We start from the raw sequence: 23,354 nt of genomic DNA on the forward strand, positions 1-23,354 counted from the left end.
AGCGTGTCACCACCGAGCAGGTTGACGCCGTTGAACGACGCATCCTGAGCCGTGGTTTTGATCTGCTCGATGATGTTGTTGTACTGCGTGACCAGATTGGCGCGGGTGGTCTGGGCATTGACGTCGGCCACCGGAGCGGTGGCGGTCGAGAACATCGCCGCCGCAGTGCCGCCGATCTTGCCGCCTGACTCCACCGAACCGATGGTCGAGGAGGCGTAGTCGTTCGACGCCGAGATGGTCAGCTTGCCGGTGGTGTCGATCGAAGCGGTCATGTTGTTGGCCGCCAGCTTCGAGTTCAGGTCGGCGAGCGACTTCACGGTGCCGTTGGTGCCGTCACCGATGGTCACGTTGACCGCGCTGCCGCCATTGAAGGCTTCGAACGACAGCGTCTTGCCGGTGATGCCGCCGGCAGTCGCGGTACGCGCCACCGAGAAGCTGGTCGCCGTACCCTGGTTGCCGGCGAGGCCGAGCGCCTGCAGCGCATTGCCGGTGCCGGTGATGTTCAGGTCACCAGCAAGACCGGAGCTGAGCTGCAGCTGACCGCCGCTCAGCACCTTGGAGGCTTCACTGCCCGCCGTCACGGAGAGGGTCGCAGCACCGTTGCTGACCGGCGCGGTCTGGGCGCCGCTGGCGATATCGATGGCGGTGAGCACGTCATCGATCTTGCCGCCCTGCAGGAACACGGTCGAGTTGCCGTTGCCGTCGGTGATGACGTTCTTGCCGGTGACGATGCCGGAGCCGTAGTCGGCAGCCTTGGGGATCGCGGCATCCTTGAAGGTGATGGTCTTGCCGTTGACGGTCAGGGTCGCCCCATCCTGGATCATGTTGGCGCGGCTGACGCCGGCGCCAACAGCGGTGTTGGCGGTGCGTTCGACCTTAAAGGTGCCCGTGCCGGTGGTTTCGGAGCTCAAGCCGAACGCCGACAGCAGGGAGTTGTTGCCCGAGATCGTCAGATCCGAACCGGTCGAGGTCGACAGTGTGATTATGCCCGAGGCAATGCCCGCAGGGGTGCCTGTTTCGCTTTTGAGTGTCGCACCGCCGCCGCTGATCGTCACCTGCTGGACGCCACTCGCGATGTCGATCGCGTTCATCACGTCCTCAACCGTGCCTGTGTCCAGATAAACGGTTGAATTGCCTTTGCCGTCGGTGACCAGCTGGCTGTTGGCACCCTGGCCTGCCGGCAGCGTTGCCTTGTCCGGCGCGGCGCCGCTGGCGAAGGTGATGGTGTGACCATTCACCGTCAGCTTGTCGCCAGCCACCGGCTTATTGGTCAGCTTGCTAAGCAGGGTGGTCTTTTCTATGTCAGCGCCGGCCACTTGGACATTGTTGCCCGTGCCGGTTTTCGCGACGCCACCGAGCAGGGTGTTGCCGGTGACGACGCCGGGGCTCGCCTGACCGTCCTGCACGCCGATGCCCTGCGCCAGGCCGTTGGTGTAGGTCGAGGTACCGCGCAAATCGTCCGCGGTGGCGCCGGCGATGGTGGTCGAGACGCTGGACTTGCTGGTGTAGCCGGCGACCGACTGCAGCGCCTGGTTGGCGATCGACTTGGCGCTGTCCACCAGCTTGGTCAGCGAGCTGATGCCGGTGTTGGCGGACTGGATGATCTGAATGCCATTGCCGATGCCATCCAGCAGATTGTTGATGTCACTGGCGCGCGAGTCGAGCGAAGCGGCCGTGAAGAAGTTCGTGGGGTTATCGAGCGCCGTGTTCACCTTCTTGCCGGTCGAGAGCCGGCTTTGGGTGGTGGCGAGCAAGTCCGCGGTGGCCTGCAGAGACGAAAGATTTTGGCGGACAGCGTTGGAGAGAACGATACCTGACATGACATGGCCTTTCTGGGCATTACTTGTCGCGTTACGCCGATCGTTTCGGTCGGCGTGCCATCGTCATGCTCCGGCCGCAAATGATCGCTGAAGCGGCATCCATCATTTCGGGTACTCGTTTCACCCATTCGGGTGTCGGGTGTCGGGTGTCGGGTGGCGGCGTCGCGGTGTTGTTTGGTTGTGGTGCGCGCGTTCACATCGCCGCGTCGCGCTGCTGCGGGCAGTGGCTCACCAAAAGAAAAGCCCCGCGGCCGATCCTGGATCGGCGACACGGGGCTTGTGATGCTTGGTGAGTGGTGCGCAGTGACCAACGGCGTTGGTGACGCCGCTGGTGGCGCGCTTACAGATGCGGCTCGATCAAGGCACGCAGATTGACGCGGGCGCGCAGCTTGGTGGCGAGCATGTAGATGCCGCCGAATTTGCGCTGCATGAATAGCGTGTCCATCGGCGGAATCCGGAAATGGTCGCGGTCTTCCGCCATCGCCATGCCGGTATCGCGAATCCGCATCGCCAGATCGCTGGCGCCGAAGTCAAACGGCGCGTTGTGGCGCAGCGGCTGCAGCGACATCTCGAGCATGTCGAGCATTGATCGTTCGAGTGCGGCCGGCATGTCGGGTGCCATGAAGCCGATGCGATGGGCGACCGCGCGAACGCCGTCGCCATCGCCAGCGAGGCCGGCGCGCAGCAGATCGCGATAGAGATCAGCGAAATGATCCGGGAACGCGCGGGTGGCGCCGAAATCGAGCAGGATCACCTGCTGGGTCGAAGGTGCGTAGCGATAATTGGCGAAATTTGGATCGGTCTGCATCAGCTTGAATTCGAACAGCTCGCGGAACAAGAGCCCGATCAGCAGCGTCATCACCCGGTCGCGCTCGGCCTGCGACGCGGTCTCCAAACTGTCGACTGCCTCGCCTTCGAGATAGCTCATCGCCAGCACGTTCGGCGTGGTCAGGTCGGTGTGCAGCTCCGGCACCAGGAACTCGGGACGATCGGCGAGCAGCGCGCCGAACCGCGACAAACAGCGGCCCTCGCGTTCATAGTCGGCTTCCTCGTGCAACTGGCGCTTGGCCTCGGCCAGCATCGGCGCGATGTCGATGCCCTTGGGCACCAGCCCGGCCATGCGCAGCAGCGCCGCGACATTGTCGACGTCGGAATCGATGCTGCGGCGAACGCCGGGATACTGCACCTTGATCGCGACCAGGCGGCCATCAATGGTGTGGGCGCGGTGCACCTGGCCAATCGAGGCGGCGGCAATCGGCCGGATTTCGAATTTCTGAAAGCGGCGTTGCCAATCGGCGCCCCAGGCTTCGGACAGCACGCGGCGCAGTTGCAGCATCGGCATGTGATGGGCGTCGGCGCGCAGGCTGGCGAGAATTTGCGCGAGTTCCGGCGGCAGCATGTCGCCGGCATCCATTGAGATCAATTGCCCGACTTTCATCGCGGCGCCGCGCATCCGCGCCAGTTTGTCGGCCATCTTCTGGGCGTTGGCGGGCGTCAGCAATAGCTCGTCGAGCCGTGGCCGCTGGCCGCGCGCCAATTGCCGCGCTGCTTCGGCTGCGACATTGCCGGCGATCGAGGACGCCAGCCCGCCGAGTTTGCTCAGTCGCGACAGGCGCGAACTCGGCACGGCCAGGGCTTTTCGCTCGATCTTCGGATATGACATGGAAAACTCCTTTACGCTCGGCAGGGCGATGCCGCGGCGATTGCGGTCATGCGCCATCCCAGCTGCGGCATTGATGCAGCCTGCGCACCGCGCCGTCTGTGACGATGTCACCCGTACAAGGATACGTCGAATGGCCTGCAAGCGGTTCAGCGCTCGCTTGCGCGATCGCTGGCACGGGCGAACACGCCTGTAGGACAAATTGACGCGCCTCAATGAAGGGGGCCGCGGATCAGCTCAGCCTTCTCATCCAAGAAAGCCAAGTGATCGCCGACAGTTTTGCGTGGGCCAGGCAGCCGAGGGGCGCCGATGAGGACTCGTGCAGATGGCTGGTGGACTCAGCTTGCGGCTCTGATCGCCGCGCTGATGCTATGGGCGCTGGCTTCATCACCGGCGAAGGCCGGATGCAGCGCCGAGGACTTGGTCAATTCCTGGGTCGATACCGCCTATGCCGCCTATGACTGCAAGTCGGTCTATGCCAATGCCGCCACCCGCGCCGCCGCGCTGGCGCTGACCGCGGCGCTGACCGGCGTCGCGCTGCAAGGCTCCGACACCGGCAAGGGCCAAGCGCTGGTCAATCAGTTCTGCAATGAGGCGCAGGGCAACGCTGACCAGATCGTCTCCAAGCTCAACACCATCTTCGGCAATGCGATCGCCAAAGAAGTGCTCGGCGATCTGTCTGATCAGCTGGCCGCGCTCGGCGCCGCCGCCGACGTCGTGAAATGCTCCTGTAAGAGCGAGCAGAGCACGGTCGGGCTGGCGTCCGGGGTCGGCTCCTGCATCGAAGAGGGGCTGTGCTGGCTGCAGGAAAAGCTGCACATGCAATCCTGCGACAGTTGCACGCGGCCGCCGCCGACGCGCGCAGTGTGTGCGGCGACCAACATCCCGGTCAAGGACGGCCGCACCTGCGAAAGCTACACCTATCTGGAATGGCACAGCCATCCGCAATGCGCCAATATCGGCGGTCCCGGCTCGATCGTCAGCCCGTCGAAGAATGGCGCCTTCAAAGATACGTATGGCCGCTATGCGGTGATCGTGGTCGAGACCGCTGACGGCACGCTGGTGACGACCGATCCTGGCGCCAATGCCTGCCATTCCGGCACGCTCTATTGTGTGTGCCCAAAACCGATGGTGCCGCATTGGCAGATGATCCCGAACCCCGGTTCGGGCGATTCTAAATATGTATTTGCCTGCGATTGCCCGAAGGGCACCCATCCTGGCGTCACCAAGCCGGATGGCTTGTCGGAATGCCTGTGCGACGACACCAATCAGGTCGCCAATTTTGGCTTTGCGCCATTCGGCATGTGCCCGGCGCCGGCCTGTCCTGCCGGGCAGAGCCGGCTTGGCGGAGACAAGGACGCGACGTGCGTGACGCCGTGCGCCGATGCCAAGCAAGGCATGGGGTTTGACGGCAGTTGCTGCAATCCGGCGCAGATGACGAATTGCGGCGAGTGCTGCCCGCCGGACACCGTGCCGAACGTCAAGACCGGCTCCTGCGAGCCGCGCCCGAAACCGCCGAAATGAGGCCGATGCAGATGAGCAAGCACGGCCGATCGCTAGTCTCTCACGCCACGGGCGGCGCGCTCCGACATCTCGCCGCGCTGCTGATCGCGATGCTGTGGCTCGGCGGCGCGGCGATCGCGCAGACGCCGCGCGGCATCTATGCGCCCGGCGATGCCGCGGTCACTGGATTTTCTGGCGCGGTGCGGCCATTCGAGATCGCGCCCGGCCAGGACCCGGCTTCGGTCAGCTTCATCGATCCTAATGGCCCGGCGCTGCGTGTCATCGATCTGACGCGCATGGGCGGGCCAGCGCAGGGCCAAGTGGTCGGCGCGCCAAAGCCGTTCACGGTCAGCGCGGCGCTGATCGGCCAGGTGTTCGGCGTGGCGCTCGACGATCGCGCACCGGCCAATATCTATGTCGCGGCCAGCTCCGCTTACGGGCTGTCGCTCGTCGCGCCGGGGCCGGATGGCCAGCCGCAGCGTGTGCAACGCGGTGGCAAGGACGCGGCGTTCATGCCGGGGCAGTGGGGGGCGGGCGGCGGGCCGGGGTCGATCTGGAAGGTCGATGGCGTTACCGGGCTGGTCAGCCTGTTTGCGACGGTGGCGGTTGACGGCAAGGGCAATGCCGGCGCGGCGCTCGGTGGGCTCGCTTACGATCCAGGCTCGCAATCGCTCTATGTCGCTGATCGCGAAAGCGGGCTGATCCATCGTTTTGCCCCGGATGGCTCGCCGCGCGGCGTCTATGATCACGGCGTCGCCGGGCTAAAAGCCGTTGGGCTTGAGCCGGTGCCGCCATCGCCGGTGCCGGCGATGGATATCACCAGTGCCGACTTTGACAGCGCCAGTCCGGCGAGCTGGGGTTTTGCGCCGCCAGAGCGGCGGGTGTTCGGGCTCGCGGTTCGCGATCGCCGGCTGTACTACGCGGTCGCCGATGGGCTGCGGGCCTGGTCGGTGGGGCTGTCGGGTGATGGCGCCTTTGCGGCCGATGCCCGCATCGAATTGGCGGCACCGCCGGCCGCCGGGCCGACCGAAATCGCCAAGATTGATTTTGATGACAGCGGCCGCATGTATTTGGCCGAGCGCGCCGCCCCGACCGGCGCGCAGGATTATCAGGCGCTGGCCGTGCCCGCGATCGGCCGGCTACTGCGCTACACCACCATCGGCGTCACCGAGAATAAACAGCCGATCTGGCAATTGCAGCCGGATGAATACGCGGTCGGCTTCGCCGGCGATTTCCGCAATGACAATGGCGGCGTCGCGATCGGCTATCGCTATGATGCGCGCGGCGACCTCAATCGCGACTCATGCGGCGGTTTTGTCTGGACCAGCGGCGAGCAACTGCGCGCCGCCAGCGATCCGGCGCTTGCCGCGGAACTGGCCCGCAGCGACGCCGCCGCGATCAACGGCTTGCAGGGCATGCCGATCTGGCACATCCGCCGCAACAACGAACCGCCGCGCGCCAGTTACTTCATCGACTATGCCGATGCGCCGCCGAACCCGGCCGCGCGCGGCCATCTCGGCGATATCGCGATCCTGCGGCAGTGTCAGCCGCGGCGCGCCATGATGCTGTTCGGCGGCGAACCAGAGCGCGGCGTGCTGGTGCCGGGCCTGTGGACCTGTCGCAGCCATGTGTGCGCGCCGGGCGGCCCGGCATGCCCGGTCAATCAGGTGTGGAATCCGGCAACCGGCGCCTGCTCGTCGGGCTGCGCGCCGCAAGACGTGCTGATCAATGGCCAATGCTGCTCGCCCAAAGACCTGCGCCCCGGCGGCGCCTGCAAGCAGCCATCGACCAACATCGGCAAGCCGATGTGCGGCACCACCCAGACGCCGATCGGCCCCAACAATGAGTGCTGCGAGAACAGCCAGATCTATGCCGGCGGCAATGGTCAGCTTCTGTGCTGCGCCGGCACCGTGGTCAACGGCACATGTGACCTCAAAAAGCCGAAACTGCCGATTTGCCTCGACTGCTGCGCGCCGGGCTACGTCAAGAGCGGCGGCAAATGCTGTCTGCAGAGCCAGCTCAGCAGCAAAGGCCAGTGCTGTCCGACCGGCCAGACGCCGAGCGCCAATGGCAGCTGCCAGCCCTGGAAGTGGCTGCCGAAACTCTCATTGTGCTGCGCCTCGGGCTTCGTGCCGACCGCCAAAGGCAGCTGCTGCGCCGCCGCCAATCTCACCACCAGCGGCGAATGCTGTCCGGTCGCGCTCGATCCCAATGATCGCTCGCAATGCCCGACCCAATCTTCGCCGCCAGCGCCGTGCGGACGCGGCGAGCGCCGCGACGCCAGCGGCGCTTGTGTCGCCACGCCGCGATCGCCGCCCTCGACGGTGATCCCGGTGGTGCCGCGCAAGCCGGCGAAATGTCTGCCCGGCGAGCGGCGCAATGCGCAAGGCGTGTGCGTGCCGCGCCGGCCGCCGCCCGGTGTGGTGACGCCCGGCGTGATGCGGCCGATCGCCTGTCCGCCGGGCTTTGCGCCGGGGCCCTATGGACAACGCTGTTTCCCGATCGGCCGCGGCGGCCGGTTCGGGCCCCCGCCGTTCCGTGGTGGCGGCGGCGCGATCGGGCCGGGACCCAATATGCGCGGCGGCCTGGATCGGCGTTGAAACCAGGCTTGGTGCGGATGGCGAGGCGGCGGTGCCGCCGCGCTCAAGTTGTCAGCGCAGATTGTCGACCACGGGGCGCGGCACGAAGCGGCGGGGGCTTGGGTCGCCCTGGGATTGCTGCGCCACCGCCGCTACCCGGCCGGCATAGGCGAAATACAGCGCCATCGAGGTGAAATTATCGAGCAGGTTCTCCGAGAAGAAATAGATGCACAGCACCAGGAACAGCACCTTGGTGGCGCCGGAGGTCAGCTCGCTGCGCACATGCAGCAGGAACAGCACGAACACGATCAGATTGAAGATGCCGTATTCGGCCAGAATCCGCAGATAGTCATTATGCGGCACCAGCGCCGAATAGGTGAGCAGTGCGGTCTGACCGGCGCCATAGCCGAACAGCAGCGTCAGCACGCCGTTGTTGGCGTACAGATCCCAGATGTTGGTCCAATGGATCAACCGGAAGAATGACGACAGATCGGTCGAGCCCGTGAGCCGCACCAATTGGCCATAGGACATGGTCGCCACCGATCGCGGGTCGATGCTGCCGACATAGCTGAGATTTTCGATGGTGGTGATCACCCGATTGAACGCGCCGAACGAATAAGCGGCCGCGCCGCCGACCGCCAGCAGCACGAGTACCAGCAGTGATTTTAACCGCAGCGGGAACATGATCCAGGTGATGACTGCGACCACCGTGGCGGCGACCGCGCCCATGCGGTTCATCAGCAGCGCATTGACCAGCTGCACCAGGATCACCTTGTCGCCATAGCGCTGCGCGGCGGCGAACAGCAACGCCGAAAAATACAGCACGCCGGTATTGGCATTGGGGAAATAGGCGAACACTTCGCTGGCGAAGCTCTCGATCGCGAATGGCTTGCTGGTGCCGACCGCCAGGAACGCCAGCGGCAACGCCGCCAGCAGATAGAGGCAGCGCACCTCGACCGAGCGGATCACGCCGCCGCACGAGCGGCCAGCGGCATAGAGGATATAGATCGCCAGATATTTGATGGCGTCGGTGGTGGACGCGACCGCGAAATTGAACAGCACGCTGAGCGTGATCAATACGCTCGCCGCCACCAGAAAAGTCTTGGCGGTGCGCGCCGCCTCGCCGTGCTGCACGATCACATAGAGCGAGAACGCCAGCAGCGAGATGCCGACGAAATTGCTGATCACGTTGAACAGCGTCGAGCCCGTGTAGTGATACAGGAACGTGAACACGTTCAGAATGACGAGACTGATCGTCAGAACCGGGAAATACAGTGCGGTCGCATTGATGCGAGCGGCCGGTGGCACGCTGGCGATGGCGTCGCTGGGGTGCAGGGCGCTCATGAAGCCATCATTCGCCGGCGTTCAATCGATGTGATGCAGATGGGCTGGCGGTGATGGTCGCCAGCCGTGCCGGTGCTGAGCGCAGCGCTGCCTTCTGCTGGCGCTGGGCGCGTTGCGGCGCCAGCGTGTCGGCATAGGCGGCGACCGTCAGTTCGGCGATATGGCTCCAATCATAATCGCGGATGTTGTCGCGGCCGACGGCGTGGCGCTCGAGCGGCGGCTCGGGCTCGGCGGTCAGCGCGGTGATCTTGGCGGTCAATTCCGCAACGTCGCCCATTTTGAAGGTGCGGCGCCGATCGCTGATCACTTCGAGATTGGACGGGATGTCGCTGACCAGCACCGGCAGGCCGTAGCTGAGCGCTTCCAGCAGCACGATCGGCAGTCCTTCATGCGACGATGGCAGCACGAACAGCCCGGCATGGGCATAAAGCTGGCGCAGCGTCTCGCCGGTCTGGAATCCGGTCATCACGACATTGTCAGCCTGAGCGGCTTCAGTGGCGAGCTGATCGGCATAGGCGTTCTGATGATCGATGCGGCCGACGATCGCGAGCTTCCAGCCGGGCAGGCGGGCCGCGACGAAGGCGCGCAGCACGTCGAGCTGGCGCTTCTCTGGCACGAGGCGACCGACCGTCAGCAGATAGCGGCCTGGCTCCAGGCCGAGTTCTTCGATCTGCCCGCTCTCCATGGGCGGATAGGAAAACTGCACGCCATTGGGTATGACGTCGCACGGCTTGCCGTATTTGGACGCGATCAGCCGCTCGATGCTGCGGCTGATGGCGATGCGCTTATTGGCAAAGCGCATGCCCAGCAATTCGCCGGCGCGCAGCACGGTGCGCGCCGCGAGCCCCCACTTCTCGCGATCATAATCCTCGCCGTGATGGGTGACGACGACGCGCAGTCCCATCAAGCGCAGCAGCGGCGTCACGAGCGCCGGGCCGATGCCGTGCACATGCACCAAGGCCGGGCGGCGCACGCCGGCCGCGACCGCGCAGATCAGGGAGTGCAGCAGCGTCTCGAAATAGGCGTTGCGGATGGTCCATAGCCGCAGCAGCCGCACGCCGCGCCAATGTTTGGTATCAGCGGGCACATAGGGCGAGCGCGTGCAGGCGGTGACGCGGTGGCCGCGGGCCACCAGCCGCGGCGCCAGATGCTGGACGTGGGTTTCAATGCCGCCCTGGACTTCGGGGAAGCCGCGGAAGCCGAAGATGAACACCTCATTGCGACTCATAGCGCTTACTCCACATCCGCGGCCGCCCATCGCCCTTGTTGATCACGGTCGCGGCGGCGTTTCGATCGGTTGCTCGGCTTCCTCAATCACCGTCGTTGCGGCGAGCCGTGACCGCTGCAGGCAAGGCAGCGGCGTTGCCGCGACGATGAGCCAACCACCCTCGCGCAAGTTGACGACCGTCAATATCGCGGTGCAGTCGGCCGATAGGCTTTCGTCATCGGCGGTTCAAAACCGTGTTCAAGGCGACAGGAGAGGGTGGATGCGACTGACGCGATGTCTTCGTAGCAATCGGCCGATCTCCGCCACTGTCAGCACCACGCGGGCGCTGCGATGAGCGAGCTGTCGATCCCCACCACTGCCGGCGATCCGCCGCTGCTGCGCGAACAGGCGGCGCTTGCAACATCACCACGCGAGACCGAGCAACAGGCGCGGTCGGCGCGCACCGCGCGCGGCCGCCGGCCAAAGGTGCTGGTCGCCAACAAGTTCTTTTTCCTGAACGGTGGTTCGGAAGCGGTGATGTTCCAGGAAATGGAACTGATGCGTCAGGCCGGTCTCGATGTGATCGAGATCGCGATGCAGGACTCGCGCAACCGGCCATCGGACTTTGCGCGCTACTTCGTGTCATCCAAAGACTATCGCAGCGCGTCCGGGCTTGATCAGGTGAAAGCGGCGCTGGCGCTGATCCGCTCGCGCGAGGCGATCGCGCAAGTCTCGCGCATCATCGAAGAACAGCGCCCCGATATTCTGCATTGCCACAACATCTATCATCAGCTCACGCCGTCGATCATCAATGTCGCGGCGCGCCACCATGTGCCGGTGGTGCTGACGCTGCATGATTATAAGCCGGTGTGCCCGGTCTATACCCAGCTGTCGCACGGCCAGGTGTGCACGCAATGCGCCGATGGCGGCTTCGAGGCCGTGCTGCGCAACCGCTGCGCCGATGGATCGCTGGCGCGCAGCGCGCTGCTGTGGGCGGAGGCGCGTTATCACGCGCTGGCCGGCAGCTATCACCATGTTGCCAAATTCATCGCGCCGAGCCGCTTTATGCGGGACGCCATCTCGCGGCGCTTTGGCGACGATAAGGTCACCTATATCCGCAACGCGATCGATGCCTCGCAGATCACGCCGGCGCAGGACGATGACAATTACGTGCTCTATCTCGGCCGTCTGACGCCGGAGAAGGGCATCAAGACGCTGCTGCGCGCGCACGCTTCGGATTACGGTGATTGGCGGCTGGTGGTTGCCGGCACCGGACCGCTCGCCGCGGAATTGCGCGGCCGGTTTCCGAAGGCAGAGTTCGCGGGTCATCTGACCGGCGCTGATCTTGAGCGCGTGCTGTCGCGCGCTTCGGTGGTGGTGGTGCCGTCAGAATGGCATGAGAACAGTCCGCTCTCGATCCTGGAAGCGATGGCGCATGGCAAGCCGGTGGTGGCGTCGCGGATCGGCGGCATCCCGGAACTGGTGCGCGACGGCGAGACTGGCTTGCTGGTCGAGCCCAAAGAGATCGCGCAATTCGCGCACAGCATCCGCACGCTGATGAACGACCCGGCGCTGCGTGCGCAACTTGGCCGCAATGCCCGCCGTGTCGTGGAAACAGAACATGCGCTTAGCCAGCACGGCGCCGCGCTGCTCTCATTGTACGACAGCCTGATTTAGCCAGCAGAACCGAGTGAGCACCCTATGGACCTGACCGTCATCTCGACCTTCCGCTGCAACTCACGCTGCCAGATGTGCTACATCTGGAAGAATCCGACCGAACCGAAAGAGGAAGTCTCGCTGGAGACGCTGTCGAAACTGCCTGACGGCTTCGACAATCTCAACGTCTCGGGCGGCGAGCCGACCTTGCGCAAGGATCTGCACGAGATCGCCGACCTGCTCCATCCCAAAGCGCGGGTGATGGAGATTTCCTCGAACGGCCTGCATCCGGAACGGCTGCTGCCGATCATCAAGAAGTATCCCAACATCAAGGTGCGGTTCTCGCTGGAAGGCGACCAGCAGACCAGCGACTCGATCCGCGGCGAGAAGGATGGCTACGCCACCAAGGTCGCGGGGCTGCGCATGCTGCGCGAGGCGGGCGGCACCGATCTCGGCTTCGCCATGGTGATCCAGGACGAGAATGTCGACCAGCTGGTCGATGTCTATGAATTCGCTCGGCGTGAGGGTTTTGAACTGGCAACCTCGACGCTGCACAACGCCTGGCAGTTCTACAAGAACGACAACTACTTTTACGATCGTCGCGCCGTGGCCCATAAGGTCGAGGGACTGATCGAGGCGATGTTGCGCAGCAACAAGCCGAAGAACTGGTTCCGCGCCTATCTCAATCTCGGCCTGATCGAGAAAATTCTCGGCCATGACCGGCTGATTCCGTGCAGCGCCGGCCGCGATTTCGCCTTTATCGATCCGTGGTCCGATGTGTGGGCCTGCAATGTGCGCTCCGATCTGCCGATGGGGAACCTGGCACGGCAGTCGTGGGACGAGATCATGAATAGCGATCAGGCCGAGCATACCCGCGGCAAGGTCGCGCGCTGTGACCAGAATTGCTGGATGGTGACCACCGCGCGCACCGCGATGCGTTCCAATCTGGTTCCGCAGATGCCCAAGCTCGAACCGATGCTGTGGGTGCTGAAGAATAAGCTCAAGGTGTCAATGGGCAAGAGCGTCTGCTTCAATAGCTACATCAACTACGGCGACGTTCGGCATTCGCCGCTGGTGAAGCGCGCATCCTATCTTGGAACCGGCGAAAAGGCGCATTTGGTGAAGGGCCGGGTCTCGGTCGATGAGCATTATCCGCTGAAGACGTTCGTGAACAACTGATGATGCGCCGCGCACCGTCAGCAAGGCTGCCTCGCTACTGGACGGAACTTAGTATCACCTAGTCGATCGTCGCATAGCACGGCGCGAGCGCTGCCCTCGTTTTGGCGAAAAGCACTTGCAGCATGCCGCCGCATCAGCCTTGAGTGTTCAATCGTCCTACGCGTCGTAATCAGTAACGTGCGGCGCGGTCGATCTCGCGCTGCGCGACGTCGCAGTTATTTGGGGGATCGTTCGATGACGCCAGGCGAACACTGCCCAGCAAACGAGAAAAAGAACGTTGCAAGAGCACAGTGAACCACTCTGCGCGGCACCCGACCATGGCTTGATTGCACTGGTGATGATGCTGCGATTTCAGGGCTTGGCGGTCGATCCCGAACAGGTCCGGCATCAATTCGCCGGCACCACCATCGGGCTTGCCGAGATGGTGCGCTGCGCCAAACGGCTCGGCCTGAAAGCCAAGCTGATCTCGACCAATTGGCTGCGGCTGGCGCGCATGCCGCTGCCGGCGCTGGCCACGCGCCGCGACGGCAGCTATCTGCTGGTCGGCAAGGCCGATGGCGACAAGGTGATCGTGCTCGAGCCCGGGCAATCGCATCCGGCCGAGATGGATAAGGCCAGTTTTGAAGCGGTGTGGGACGGCCGGCTGGTGCTGATGGCGCGGCGCGCGGCGCTGTCTGATCTCGCCAAGCGGTTCGATCTCACCTGGTTTGTCAGCGCGATCCACAAATACAGGTGGCTGCTCGGCGAAGTGCTGGTGGCCTCGTTCTTTCTGCAGATCTTTGCGCTGATCTCCCCGCTGTTCTTCCAGGTGGTGGTGGACAAGGTGCTGGTGCACCGGAGCATGAGCACGCTCGACGTGCTCGCGGTCGGGCTGGTGGCGATCGCGCTGTTCGAAACCGTGCTCGGCGTGCTGCGCACCTATCTGTTCTCGCACACCACCAACCGGATCGACGTCGAGCTTGGTGCGCGGCTGTATCGCCATTTGCTGGCGCTGCCGATCGGCTATTTCCAGGCGCGCCGGGTCGGCGACTCGGTGGCGCGGGTGCGGGAGCTGGAGAACATCCGCAATTTTCTCACCAGTTCGTCGCTGACGCTGGTGATCGATCTCGCCTTCACCTTCATTTTCATTGCGGTGCTGTTCTTCTATTCGCCGCTACTCACCTGGATCGTGCTGGCCTCATTTCCGATCTACATCGCCATTTCGGCCGCGGCGACGCCGCTGTTCCAGCAGCGGCTCGACGAGAAATTCCGGCGCGGCGCCGACAATCAGGCATTCCTGGTGGAAAGCGTGTCCGGCATCGAGACCGTGAAGGCGATGGCGATCGAGCCCCTGATGCAGCGGCGCTGGGAGGAGCAGCTCGCTGGCTATGTCGCGGCCAGCTTCCGCGTCACCAGTCTTGGCAATGTCGCCAGCCAGTCGGTGCAGTTCATCAGCAAGCTGGTGACGGCGGCGGTGCTGTATTTCGGCGCCAAGCTGGTGATGAGCGGCGATCTCACCGTTGGCGAATTGGTGGCGTTCAATCTGCTCGCGGGCCGAGTCAGTTCGCCCGTGCTGCGGCTCGCGCAAATCTGGCAGGATTTCCATCAGGCGCGGCTGTCGATCGACCGGCTCGGCGATATTCTCAATTCCAGTCCTGAACCCGCTTATCAATCGAGCAAGACCGCGCTGACCACGGTGCGCGGCGACATCAGCTTCGATCGGGTCAGTTTCCGCTATCGGATCGACGGTCCGGAAATCCTGCATGACATTTCACTCGACATTCCTGCGGGCCAGGTGATCGGCATCGTCGGCATGTCGGGCTCGGGCAAAAGCACGCTCGCGAAATTGGTGCAGCGGCTCTATCTGCCAGAGCGCGGCCGCGTGCTGGTCGATGGCGTTGACCTCGCCCAGGCCGATCCCGCGCAACTGCGCCGCCAGATCGGCGTGGTGCTGCAAGACAGCGTGCTGTTCAACTGCTCGGTGCGCGACAACATCGCGCTGTCGGACCCCGCGGTGCCGGCCGAGCGCATCATTCGCGCCGCCAAACTTGCCGGCGCGCATGAGTTCATCCTGTCGCTGCCCGAAGGCTACGACACCATGGTCGGCGAACGCGGCGCCAGCCTGTCGGGTGGCCAGCGGCAGCGGGTCGCGATCGCGCGCGCGCTGATGACCGATCCGCGCATTTTGATCTTTGACGAGGCCACCAGCGCGCTCGACTACGAAAGCGAGCGGATCGTCCATGACAATATGGAGCAGATCTGCCGCGGCCGCACCGTGATGATCATCGCCCACCGGCTCTCGACGCTGCGCATGGCGGACCGTGTCATCACCATCGAAGCCGGCCGTATCACCGAAGACGGTTCGCATCAGGACCTGATCAGAGCAGGGGGACGCTATGCCAAGCTCCATCGACTGCAAGCCGGCGCCTAGCGCCAACGCTGCGTGAGAACCGGCGCGGGCCGTGGGCCTGCGCGTCTGTCGTCAATCGATGCAGAGCCAACAATGACCATTCCGTTGCACCATCAGTTCAAGCCCGATCCTGGATTGTTCGTCCTGGAAATCCTGTTGCGGCTGCAGGGCGCGGATCTGCGCCTCGACGACATGCGCGCCGCGCTGCGCGGTCGCGCGGTCGGCATTCCCGAGATGCTGCAAGCAGCGCGTCACGCGGGCGCCAGTGCCGTGTGCCTGAAGATCGGTTGGGACGCGCTGGCGCAGCAGACGCTGCCGGGCATCGCCGCGCTGCGCGGCGGCCAATTCCTGATTGTGGGGCGGATCGCCGGCGACTCCGCGCTGGTGCTGCGGCCAGACTCGCCAAAACCGTCGGTGATGAGTCGCGCCGAATTCGAGCAGGCCTGGGATGGCCGGCTGGTGGTGATCGGCCAAGAAGCCGACGCACCTGCCGAGCAGCCGCGTGCGCTTGATCAATGGCGCGAGCGGATCAGCGCCGCGGCGCAGCAGCTTATGGCGCGGCTGCGCGCCGTCGAGCTGCCAAGCGTGGCGGCCTTCGCCGACAGCATCAAGGCGCGGTGGCAGCGGCGAGGCCAGCCCACGCCGAAAACTCCGCCAAATATCGGCCCAGGCAGTACGACACTGCCGATCGCCGCGCCGCCCACCACCCCGGCGGTGGCGATTGCCAGCCACGCCAAGCAGCTGCGCGACAAAGTGCTGGCGCTGCGCAGCGATCAGAGCCGGCGGCTGCCGGCCGAGATCGCGTTCCTGCCAGCGGCGCTGGAGATTGTCGAAACGCCGCCGTCGCCAGTCGGCCGTGCTGTTGCGATCAGCATTGCCGCGGTGTTCAGCGTGGCGCTGTTATGGGCGTCGATCGGCACGGTCGATATTGTCGCGATTGCGCCCGGCAAGGTGATTCCGGGCGGCCGCACCAAAACCATTCAGCCATTCGAGACCGGCGTGGTGCGGGCCATCCATGTGCGCGACGGCCAGATCGTGCGCAGCGGCGATACGCTGGTGGAACTCGACACCACCATGAGCGATGCCGATCTCGAACGGCTGAAAAGCGAATTGATGGGCGCGCGGCTCGACGTGGCGCGCCTGAAGGCGGCGTTGTCCGGCAAGCCCGATCCGGTCGCGGCATTCGAGCCGCCGCCCGGCGCGTCACCGACCGCGATCGCCATGCATCGCCGCTTCCTGATCAGCCAGACTGCCGAGCAGAAGGCCAAGCTGGCCTCGATCGATCAGCAGCTCAAGCAGAAGGAAGCCGAACGGGCGACCTCGATCGCCTCGATCGACAAGCTGAAAGCGACCTTGGCGCCGCTCGAGCAGCGCGTCGCGATTCGCGAGCAGCTCTATCAGAAGGAGCTCGGCTCCAAGCTCACCTACCTCACCGAGTTGCAGGATCTGGTGGCGCAGCAGCAGGAAGTCTTGGTGCAGCAAAGCCGACTGACCGAGGCCAATGCCGCCATCTCGATGCTCAATGAGAACGCCGCCAAAGCGGTCGCCGAATATGAGCGCGCGATGTTCGAGGAGCTGGCCAAGGCCGAGCAGAAGGTCTCGACCTTGGAACAGGACGTGATCAAGGCCGATCAACGCACCCGGCTGCAGAAGCTGACCGCGCCGATCGACGGCAAGGTGCAGCAGCTGGCGGTGCACACCATCGGCGGCGTGGTGACGCCGGCGCAGGCGTTGATGGTGGTGGTGCCCAGCGAAACGGCGCTGGAGATCGAAGCCATCATTCCAAACCGGGACATCGGCTTTGTCGAAGTCGGCCAGGATGCCGCGATCAAGATCGATACGTTCAACTTCACCCGCTATGGCACGCTGCAGGGCAAGGTGCTGAACATTTCGCACGACGCGATCACCCGCAACAAGGCGCCCGAACGGTCCTCGCCCGGTATGATCGGTAGCGATTCCGCGGGCAGCGAGCCGGCCGGGCAGGAGCTGGTCTATGCCGCGCGCGTGTCGCTCGATCGCACCGAGATGGAGATCGACAACAAGCGCGTGCGGCTGACAGCCGGCATGGCGGTGACGGTGGAGATCAAGAGCGGCACCCGCCGGATCATCAGCTATCTGCTGTCGCCGCTGGTGCGCTATCACCACGACGCGCTGCGTGAACGGTGATGCCGAACAGGCGGTGATGCCAAAAGAGAGCGGCATGCAGCGGCGAGGGGCACCGCTGCATGCCGATTGTCGAGCGTTCAGTCCGCCGCTTTTAGCAGCTCGGCCGCGAGCAAGGCTTGGGTGGCCTGTTTGATCAGGTCCCAGGGCAGCGCCGCGCGCTCGGCAATATCAAGTACCGTGTGGTCGCCGTCGGACATATTGAGCAGCCACAGCAGCGCCATCTGATAGTCGCTGGCCGATTGGCCGCCGATCGAGCTGTACAGCCCGTATTTGCCGAGCCGTGGTTCGCACATCGGCTTCTGGTTCCGATAGCGGCGATTGTTTTCAATGACGTCGATTGTGGTCAGCGCCAGTTGCAGCGTGTCGTGCAGCCCTTCGGGGCGCACAAAGGACGGGTTGTCGGCCGAGGTGTGATATTCCGGGAATTTGCCATGCGGCGTGCGCATCAAGCAGCCGACCGGCAGGTTGAGGCCCGGCGAACAGAATTGCCGCTCGTCATAGCCAAACGGCGAGAATGGCAAGATCTCGAAGGCGGCGCCGCTCTGCTGCAGCACATAGCGCCAGGCCTGATCGATCTCGGCATTGCCGCGGCGGCTGACCTTATAGGTGGGGTGGCCGCCATCGCCGACACAGGTCAGCACAAAGCCGTGCTTGATCTTGCCAAGATGCGCCTGGCGCAGCGCCGCCCAGGTGATGGCGCCGATTGTGCCGGGAATGAACAGCAGCCGGTAAGTATAGCGCAGCTCGCGCGCTGCCAGCTGCTGCGCCAGCGCGGTCGCGACCGCGATGCCCGAGAGATTGTCATTGGCGAGCGAGGGATGGCAGACGTGGCATGAGATCAGCACTTCATCGGTGCTGCTGCCGCGCAGCACCAGTTCGCCATAAGTCAGGTGCCCGGGCTCCAGGCTGGAATCGATCACCACCTGATAGTCGTCCTCGGGCAGCGCTTCCAGCTGGCGATGCGACAGACAGAAGCCCCAGGTCTCCTTGTAATAGGAGGTGCGATACGGAATCCAATCCGGATGGGCGGGATCGGAGAACAGATGCGGCCGCAGTTCGGCCAGCGTCATGCGCGCGTTGATCGGCGTGCTATAGCCGACCACATGCAGATTATGGGCGCGGAAATCGACCACCCGTTCGCCAGCGCCGTTCTTGATATAGGCGTCGCGGATGTTCCATTCCTGCGGCACCGTCCAGTCGAACACCTCCATGCCGGATGGCACTTCGCAGACATTGAGCGGAATGTAGGCGAGCAGTGCAGCCAATGTCTGCCGGACACCATCGCCGGTGATACTGCGGCACAGCGGATAAAGCTCGGTGACCAGCCGATGCATGGCCTCGCCATGGTCGGCTGAGAGATCAGCGGCCGGCGCCGCGCTGGTGCCGGCTTTGCCGCGTGTGGTGCCGTGCATGGGCAGTCCTCGCTGTGAAACGCAGTGAACCCGTCACGGAACGAGATGGGTCTCCGGAATCGGGATCGCGAATTGACAGCCCCAGTCGCGCGCGAAAGCGAGCTGCGCCATGATCTCGTTTTTCAGATTCCACGGCAGGATCAGGATGTAATCCGGCTTGGTGACGCCGATCCGCTCCGGTTCGTAGATCGGAATATGCGTGCCCGGCAGCAGCCGGCCTTGCTTATGCGGGTTGCGGTCCACCGTGTAGGCGATCAGATCGGTGCCGATGCCGCAGAAATTCAGCAGCGTGTTGCCCTTGGCCGGTGCGCCATAGCCGACCACGGTCTTGCCGGCGCGCTTGGCGGCGTGCAGGAAGTCCAGCAAGGTCTGCTTGGTGCGCTGCGCGCGCTGATCGAAGGCGAGATAACCGCTGAGCGTATCGAAACCGGCGTCGATCTCGCGGTTGCGCAACGATTCCACGCGCGCTGATATCGGCTGGCGGCCGCGATTGGTGTGCTGGGCATAGATGCGCAATGAGCCACCATGGGTGCTCAGTTCCTCGACATCGAAGATCGTCAGGCCATGCGCGGCGAAAATTCGCTCGACGGTCAGCAGCGAAAAATATGAGAAATGCTCATGATAGATGGTGTCGAGCTGGCACTCGGCATAGAGCCGCATCAGATGCGGAAACTCCATGGTGATGATGCCGTGGTCGGCGAGCAGCACGCGCAGGCCGCTGACGAAATCATTGAGGTTGGGCACGTGCGCCAGCACGTTGTTGCCGATCAGAAGATCGGCGCGCATCCCTTCGCGGCGCAGCTTGCGGGCATTGGCCTCGCCGAAGAATTCCACGCGGGTCGGGATGCCCTTGGCGCGCGCTACTGCTGCGACGTTCTGCGCCGGTTCGATGCCAAGCACCGGGATGTCGCGATCCACGAAATACTGCAGGAGGTAACCGTCATTGCTGGCGATCTCGACCACGCGGCTGCGTGCGTTCAGTTCAAAGCGCGCGGCCACCGAGGCGACATAGGCCTCGGCATGGCGTAGCCAGGACTCGCTATAGGACGAGAAATAGGCGTAGTCGCTGAAAATCGCGTCTGGGCTTTCCCATTCCTCGAGCTGCACCAGCAGGCACTTCTCGCACACATAGACCCGCAGCGGAAAGAACCGCTCGTCCTGGTTGACCTGATCGGGCTTGAGATAGGTATTGGCGAGCGGCGACTGGCCGAGATCGACAAACACGTGTTCGAGCGGTGTGCCGCAGAAACGGCAGCCGCCATGAGCATGCGTGATCGGCGGCATCGTTCCGACGTCAAGCGTGTGAATGGCGGTGTCGTTGCTCAACATCGGGTGCTCCTATCTGTGTTGTGATGCTCGTTGTTTCAGGTTGAGTTGAGGTTAGGTGGACCGCACCGAGATTAGTTGACGGCCGTCAAGTCGAACGCGATGTTGCCGCAAGTGGTAGGACAAGTATTGCGACGGCAGCGAATGGTCGTGACGTGCGGGCTGAAAGGAGTGTGCCGACAGCTAGGCCGATGCCAGCAGATCCATCCGGGCAAGCCGATCATCGCCATCGACTGCGATCGGTGCCCAGTTGCGGTCGCGCTCGGAAATCACGGTAATCGGCAAGGGCCAGGCAATTGCGAGCAGCGGATCAGCGTAGTTGAGGCCGCCAGAAGCATTGGGCGCGTAAGCCTCGCCGATCAGGTAGGACACTTCAGTATCATCGACCAGCGTCAGAAAGCCGTGTGCGAACCGCTTGGGAATATAGAGACCGCGGCTGTTGTTCGCCGAGAGAATTGCGCTGACATGGCGCAGATAGGTCGGGGATTCGGGGCGCAGATCGATGATGACGTCAAAGATCGCGCCCCTGGTGCAGCGCACGTATTTGGTTTCCGCATCGGGCGGAAACTGAAAATGCATGCCGCGCAGCGTGCCGCTGCGCCGGTTGTAGCTGAGGCTGGCCTGGGCGACGGTGAAGTGAAGCCCATGCGCGGCGAATTCATCAGTGCAGAACACACGGCCGAAATGGCCGCGCTCGTCTTCGTGACGTTCGACATCGATCGTGTAAGCGCCAGCGAGCGCGGTTTCGGTGACGATCATGGCGAGGCCCGGCCGTCGTGATCAAAGCACGAGCGAGGTGATCATGCGGATCAGCAACCAGCACAGGAAGTAGATCCAGATCACGGTTGAGCCGAGTGCGAGCGCGATCACGGCGGCCGGCCAGAGCCGATGAGTGGGGCGCGGTGGGGAGGCGACCAGCGTGCCATCCGTCGGCGCAAAGCGCTGATCGAGTTGATCGGTTTGCGACACGCGACCCTCCATGCATTGCCATGATGCAGGACGATAGCGGTGGTGCCAGATGGAAACCTGATAACCGTCAATAACAGCGGCAGCGCTGCGGCGATCGATTGAGTTCCGGCTGGGTGATGTTGCGGCTTGTTCAGCCGCGGGCACGCGGATCAGCGCTGCAGGTCGCGGTTCGCTTGGCGAATCGATGCCGCAAACCGGGGTGGCGGTGACGACCCGCAGAGCCGATTGATCAGCCTATCAAACTGCCGATCGCGCTTAAGGATAGACCTTGTCGAGCTGGTCACGGGCCAGCGCCGGCTCGGGCTGGCGACTGCGCCGCCAGTCGCGCTCCAGCACGTATGCGGCCCAGGCCATATGAGCAAGCACCCACAGCACGAAGACGTGATGATACCAGAGCATGACAGGCGTCCTGAGAACTGTGACCCGCTTTGACGCGAATCGCGGTGAGACGACGTCAGCAGTATCGGGAGCGAGCTGTTAACGATTGATTGAGGCGAGGGTGTGGATCGAAAGTGAGCAGAACGTGATTCGATGTGATCGGAACCGGCTGCGGGAACCGGCGTTGCATCGCCCTCGGGTTAGACCGCCCAAACGAAATGGCGGTTTCGCTGTTGGAACCGCCATTGAACCAGGAGTATGCCATGTGTTGAGCTAGTAAGCGCGATCGGATTTCATCACGTGGATCACGGTCGCGAGCAAAATCCTGATATCGAGCCACAGCGACCAGGATTCGATGTACCACAGGTCGCTCTCCACCCGGCGTTGCATCATGCCGAGTTCGGGGGTCTCGCCGCGGAAGCCATTGATCTGCGCCCAGCCGGTGATGCCGGGCTTCATCTTATGGCGCTGCGCGTAGCTGGCGATCAGCCGGTCGTATTCGGTGTCGTGCGCCAGCGCGTGCGGACGCGGCCCGACCAGCGACATCTCGCCCCGCAGCACATTGATCAGCTGCGGGATCTCATCGATGCTGAGCTTGCGCAGCAATTGGCCGAGGCTGGTGACGCGCTTGTCATTGCGGGTGGCTTGAACGATCACGGCGCCGTCATCGGCCGTGGTCATGGTGCGGAACTTGTAGATTCGGAACGGCCGGCCGTTGAAGCCGGCCCGCTGCTGCAGGAACAACGCTGGTCCACTCGATTCCAGCCGCACCGCCGCGCCGATCACCGCGAACAGTGGCAACAGGGCGACGATGCCGGAGGCCGCCAGCACGCGGTCGATGCCCTGCTTGAGTGCGCGCTGCGCCGCGCTGAGCGGGGCGCGCTGCAATTGCACGGCCTTGGTGGGACCAAGTTCGCACACTGGACGATCGAGCACCCGGCAGATCGAACTATCCGGCACCAGCTTGATCGGAATCGGCAGCACGCGCAGCGCGCGTTCGATGTCGTGGATCATGTCCGGCTTCGTCCACGGGATCGCCAGCACGATCTCGTCGGCGCCGATCTCGCGGGTGCGGCGGATCACTTCGCGGATCAGTTGCCGGCGTTCCTCATCATCAACCGAGCTATTGCTGGGCGGCAGCGCGAATTTCGCCTCAACGCTGTGGCCGAAATCGGCAAGCCGCGGCAGCGCTGGATTGGTGACGAATTCCTCGGCGAGACCGACCAGCACCAGCCGGTTGGGCCGGAACGCGCCGGAACGGATCACCCGGCTGCAAGTGTGCACGATCAATAGCCGCGTCGCGGCGACGCCGAACAACCCGCTGACGAACAGCACCAGGATTTGACCGCGCGAGAACGACGCGCCGACCTTGAGCAGAAACGCGAGAAACGCCAGGAACAGGAACACCGACAGCCACACCAGCGTCGCGCGCGTGACCTGCCAATAGCGCCGCACCAGATTTTCGGTCTTGTACAGGCCGCTGGCGTGGCCGAACGCCGAGAACAGCAACGCCACCGCGAGGCCGATGCCGATCTGCTGCTCGAGATCGCCGCCGCTGCTGTAGCTGCCGCCGATTGCCTGCGCCAGCAGCTCATAGATCAGCCCGGCGCCGCCGCCGAGCATGGCGATCCATGCCAGATCGAACAGCGCCACCAGCGGCGTCAGCACGCTGAGCGATGCTGGAACCGTGACCGGCTCAGCGGCCAGTCGACCCATGACACCAGGCTGAGAACCGGCATTGCGAACATGAGACATCTCAGGCCCCT

At 64.0% G+C, this 23,354-nt stretch carries 16 protein-coding genes; 6 read left to right on the forward strand and 10 right to left on the reverse strand.

Features of this window, described 5'->3' with window-relative positions; genetic code table 11:
- Positions 1 to 1,820, reverse strand: a 1,820-nt coding sequence (locus BJ122_RS17365; RefSeq protein ID WP_110782467.1) for a DUF1522 domain-containing protein, incomplete at its 3' end; no start/stop codon positions are given.
- A 340-nt stretch (positions 1,821 to 2,160) separates the two neighbouring features.
- Complete coding sequence (locus tag BJ122_RS17370) at positions 2,161 to 3,483, reverse strand: ABC1 kinase family protein (RefSeq protein ID WP_110782469.1); 1,323 nt, start codon at positions 3,481 to 3,483, stop codon at positions 2,161 to 2,163.
- Between the two features lie 306 nt (positions 3,484 to 3,789).
- Between BJ122_RS17370 and BJ122_RS17375 the strand changes: the two genes are divergently transcribed.
- Together BJ122_RS17375 and BJ122_RS17380 are read left to right on the forward strand one after the other, a co-directional pair.
- Positions 3,790 to 5,004 carry a hypothetical protein gene (locus BJ122_RS17375; RefSeq protein WP_146227219.1) on the forward strand — a complete coding sequence of 405 codons (1,215 nt, stop codon included), beginning with the start codon at positions 3,790 to 3,792 and terminating at the stop codon, positions 5,002 to 5,004.
- A gap of 11 nt (positions 5,005 to 5,015) precedes the next feature.
- Positions 5,016 to 7,583 (forward strand): YncE family protein, encoded by a 2,568-nt coding sequence (locus BJ122_RS17380; RefSeq protein ID WP_181418984.1) that lies wholly within the window; start codon positions 5,016 to 5,018, stop codon positions 7,581 to 7,583.
- A 51-nt stretch (positions 7,584 to 7,634) separates the two neighbouring features.
- Here BJ122_RS17380 and BJ122_RS17385 read toward each other — a convergent pair whose 3' ends face one another.
- Together BJ122_RS17385 and BJ122_RS17390 are read right to left on the reverse strand one after the other, a co-directional pair.
- Complete coding sequence (locus tag BJ122_RS17385; protein WP_110782450.1) at positions 7,635 to 8,906, reverse strand: O-antigen ligase family protein; 1,272 nt, start codon at positions 8,904 to 8,906, stop codon at positions 7,635 to 7,637.
- Between the two features lie 7 nt (positions 8,907 to 8,913).
- Entirely contained in the window at positions 8,914 to 10,134 is a 1,221-nt protein-coding gene (locus tag BJ122_RS17390) for a glycosyltransferase family 4 protein (RefSeq protein ID WP_110782451.1), read from the reverse strand.
- A gap of 330 nt (positions 10,135 to 10,464) precedes the next feature.
- Between BJ122_RS17390 and BJ122_RS17395 the strand changes: the two genes are divergently transcribed.
- The 4 genes from BJ122_RS17395 to BJ122_RS17410 all read left to right on the forward strand — a co-directional run bounded on the left by BJ122_RS17395 (position 10,465) and on the right by BJ122_RS17410 (position 17,503).
- The gene (locus BJ122_RS17395; RefSeq protein WP_110782452.1) at positions 10,465 to 11,790 is read left to right on the forward strand and encodes a glycosyltransferase family 4 protein; all 1,326 of its coding nucleotides are present in this window, start codon (positions 10,465 to 10,467) and stop codon (positions 11,788 to 11,790) included.
- A gap of 24 nt (positions 11,791 to 11,814) precedes the next feature.
- On the forward strand, positions 11,815 to 12,948 hold the full coding sequence (locus BJ122_RS17400) for a radical SAM protein (RefSeq protein ID WP_110782453.1): 1,134 nt from the start codon (positions 11,815 to 11,817) through the stop codon (positions 12,946 to 12,948).
- Positions 12,949 to 13,225: 277 nt separating this feature from the next.
- The gene (locus BJ122_RS17405) at positions 13,226 to 15,358 is read left to right on the forward strand and encodes a type I secretion system permease/ATPase (RefSeq protein ID WP_283808466.1); all 2,133 of its coding nucleotides are present in this window, start codon (positions 13,226 to 13,228) and stop codon (positions 15,356 to 15,358) included.
- A gap of 72 nt (positions 15,359 to 15,430) precedes the next feature.
- Complete coding sequence (locus BJ122_RS17410) at positions 15,431 to 17,503, forward strand: HlyD family type I secretion periplasmic adaptor subunit (protein ID WP_110782454.1); 2,073 nt, start codon at positions 15,431 to 15,433, stop codon at positions 17,501 to 17,503.
- Between the two features lie 77 nt (positions 17,504 to 17,580).
- Here the strand turns inward: BJ122_RS17410 and BJ122_RS17415 are convergent, their stop codons facing one another.
- The 6 genes from BJ122_RS17415 to BJ122_RS17435 form a co-directional block, all read right to left on the reverse strand.
- Positions 17,581 to 18,915 carry a DUF4910 domain-containing protein gene (locus BJ122_RS17415; protein ID WP_210205471.1) on the reverse strand — a complete coding sequence of 445 codons (1,335 nt, stop codon included), beginning with the start codon at positions 18,913 to 18,915 and terminating at the stop codon, positions 17,581 to 17,583.
- Between the two features lie 33 nt (positions 18,916 to 18,948).
- On the reverse strand, positions 18,949 to 20,199 hold the full coding sequence (locus BJ122_RS17420) for a class I SAM-dependent methyltransferase (RefSeq protein ID WP_110782473.1): 1,251 nt from the start codon (positions 20,197 to 20,199) through the stop codon (positions 18,949 to 18,951).
- Between the two features lie 225 nt (positions 20,200 to 20,424).
- Positions 20,425 to 21,000, reverse strand: a complete 576-nt coding sequence (locus BJ122_RS17425) for a dTDP-4-dehydrorhamnose 3,5-epimerase family protein (RefSeq protein ID WP_110782455.1) — start codon at positions 20,998 to 21,000, stop codon at positions 20,425 to 20,427.
- Between the two features lie 21 nt (positions 21,001 to 21,021).
- A complete protein-coding gene (locus BJ122_RS17430) occupies positions 21,022 to 21,210 on the reverse strand; it encodes a hypothetical protein (RefSeq protein ID WP_146031386.1) in 189 nt (62 codons plus the stop codon).
- 255 nt (positions 21,211 to 21,465) lie between these two features.
- Entirely contained in the window at positions 21,466 to 21,609 is a 144-nt protein-coding gene (locus tag BJ122_RS19345; RefSeq protein ID WP_181418985.1) for a hypothetical protein, read from the reverse strand.
- Positions 21,610 to 21,861: 252 nt separating this feature from the next.
- On the reverse strand, positions 21,862 to 23,343 hold the full coding sequence (locus tag BJ122_RS17435) for an undecaprenyl-phosphate glucose phosphotransferase (protein ID WP_110782456.1): 1,482 nt from the start codon (positions 23,341 to 23,343) through the stop codon (positions 21,862 to 21,864).
- Between the last annotated feature and the right edge of the window lie 11 nt (positions 23,344 to 23,354).

The sequence above is a fragment of the Rhodopseudomonas faecalis genome, assembly GCF_003217325.1.
Taxonomy (GTDB): domain Bacteria; phylum Pseudomonadota; class Alphaproteobacteria; order Rhizobiales; family Xanthobacteraceae; genus Rhodopseudomonas; species Rhodopseudomonas faecalis.

What these genes read in the sequence shown, in the direction of transcription:
- BJ122_RS17380 (WP_181418984.1), top strand. Translation starts at nt 5,016, where the DNA reads ATGAGCAAGCACGGCCGATCGCTAGTCTCTCACGCCACGGGCGGCGCG.
- BJ122_RS17395 (WP_110782452.1), top strand. Translation starts at nt 10,465, where the DNA reads ATGAGCGAGCTGTCGATCCCCACCACTGCCGGCGATCCGCCGCTGCTG.
- BJ122_RS17390 (WP_110782451.1), bottom strand. Translation starts at nt 10,134, where the DNA reads ATGAGTCGCAATGAGGTGTTCATCTTCGGCTTCCGCGGCTTCCCCGAA.
- BJ122_RS17370 (WP_110782469.1), bottom strand. Translation starts at nt 3,483, where the DNA reads ATGTCATATCCGAAGATCGAGCGAAAAGCCCTGGCCGTGCCGAGTTCG.
- BJ122_RS17435 (WP_110782456.1), bottom strand. Translation starts at nt 23,343, where the DNA reads ATGTCTCATGTTCGCAATGCCGGTTCTCAGCCTGGTGTCATGGGTCGA.
- BJ122_RS17415 (WP_210205471.1), bottom strand. Translation starts at nt 18,915, where the DNA reads ATGCACGGCACCACACGCGGCAAAGCCGGCACCAGCGCGGCGCCGGCC.
- BJ122_RS17425 (WP_110782455.1), bottom strand. Translation starts at nt 21,000, where the DNA reads ATGATCGTCACCGAAACCGCGCTCGCTGGCGCTTACACGATCGATGTC.
- BJ122_RS17375 (WP_146227219.1), top strand. Translation starts at nt 3,790, where the DNA reads ATGAGGACTCGTGCAGATGGCTGGTGGACTCAGCTTGCGGCTCTGATC.
- BJ122_RS17400 (WP_110782453.1), top strand. Translation starts at nt 11,815, where the DNA reads ATGGACCTGACCGTCATCTCGACCTTCCGCTGCAACTCACGCTGCCAG.
- BJ122_RS17385 (WP_110782450.1), bottom strand. Translation starts at nt 8,906, where the DNA reads ATGAGCGCCCTGCACCCCAGCGACGCCATCGCCAGCGTGCCACCGGCC.
- BJ122_RS19345 (WP_181418985.1), bottom strand. Translation starts at nt 21,609, where the DNA reads ATGCTCTGGTATCATCACGTCTTCGTGCTGTGGGTGCTTGCTCATATG.
- BJ122_RS17410 (WP_110782454.1), top strand. Translation starts at nt 15,431, where the DNA reads ATGACCATTCCGTTGCACCATCAGTTCAAGCCCGATCCTGGATTGTTC.
- BJ122_RS17420 (WP_110782473.1), bottom strand. Translation starts at nt 20,199, where the DNA reads ATGCCGCCGATCACGCATGCTCATGGCGGCTGCCGTTTCTGCGGCACA.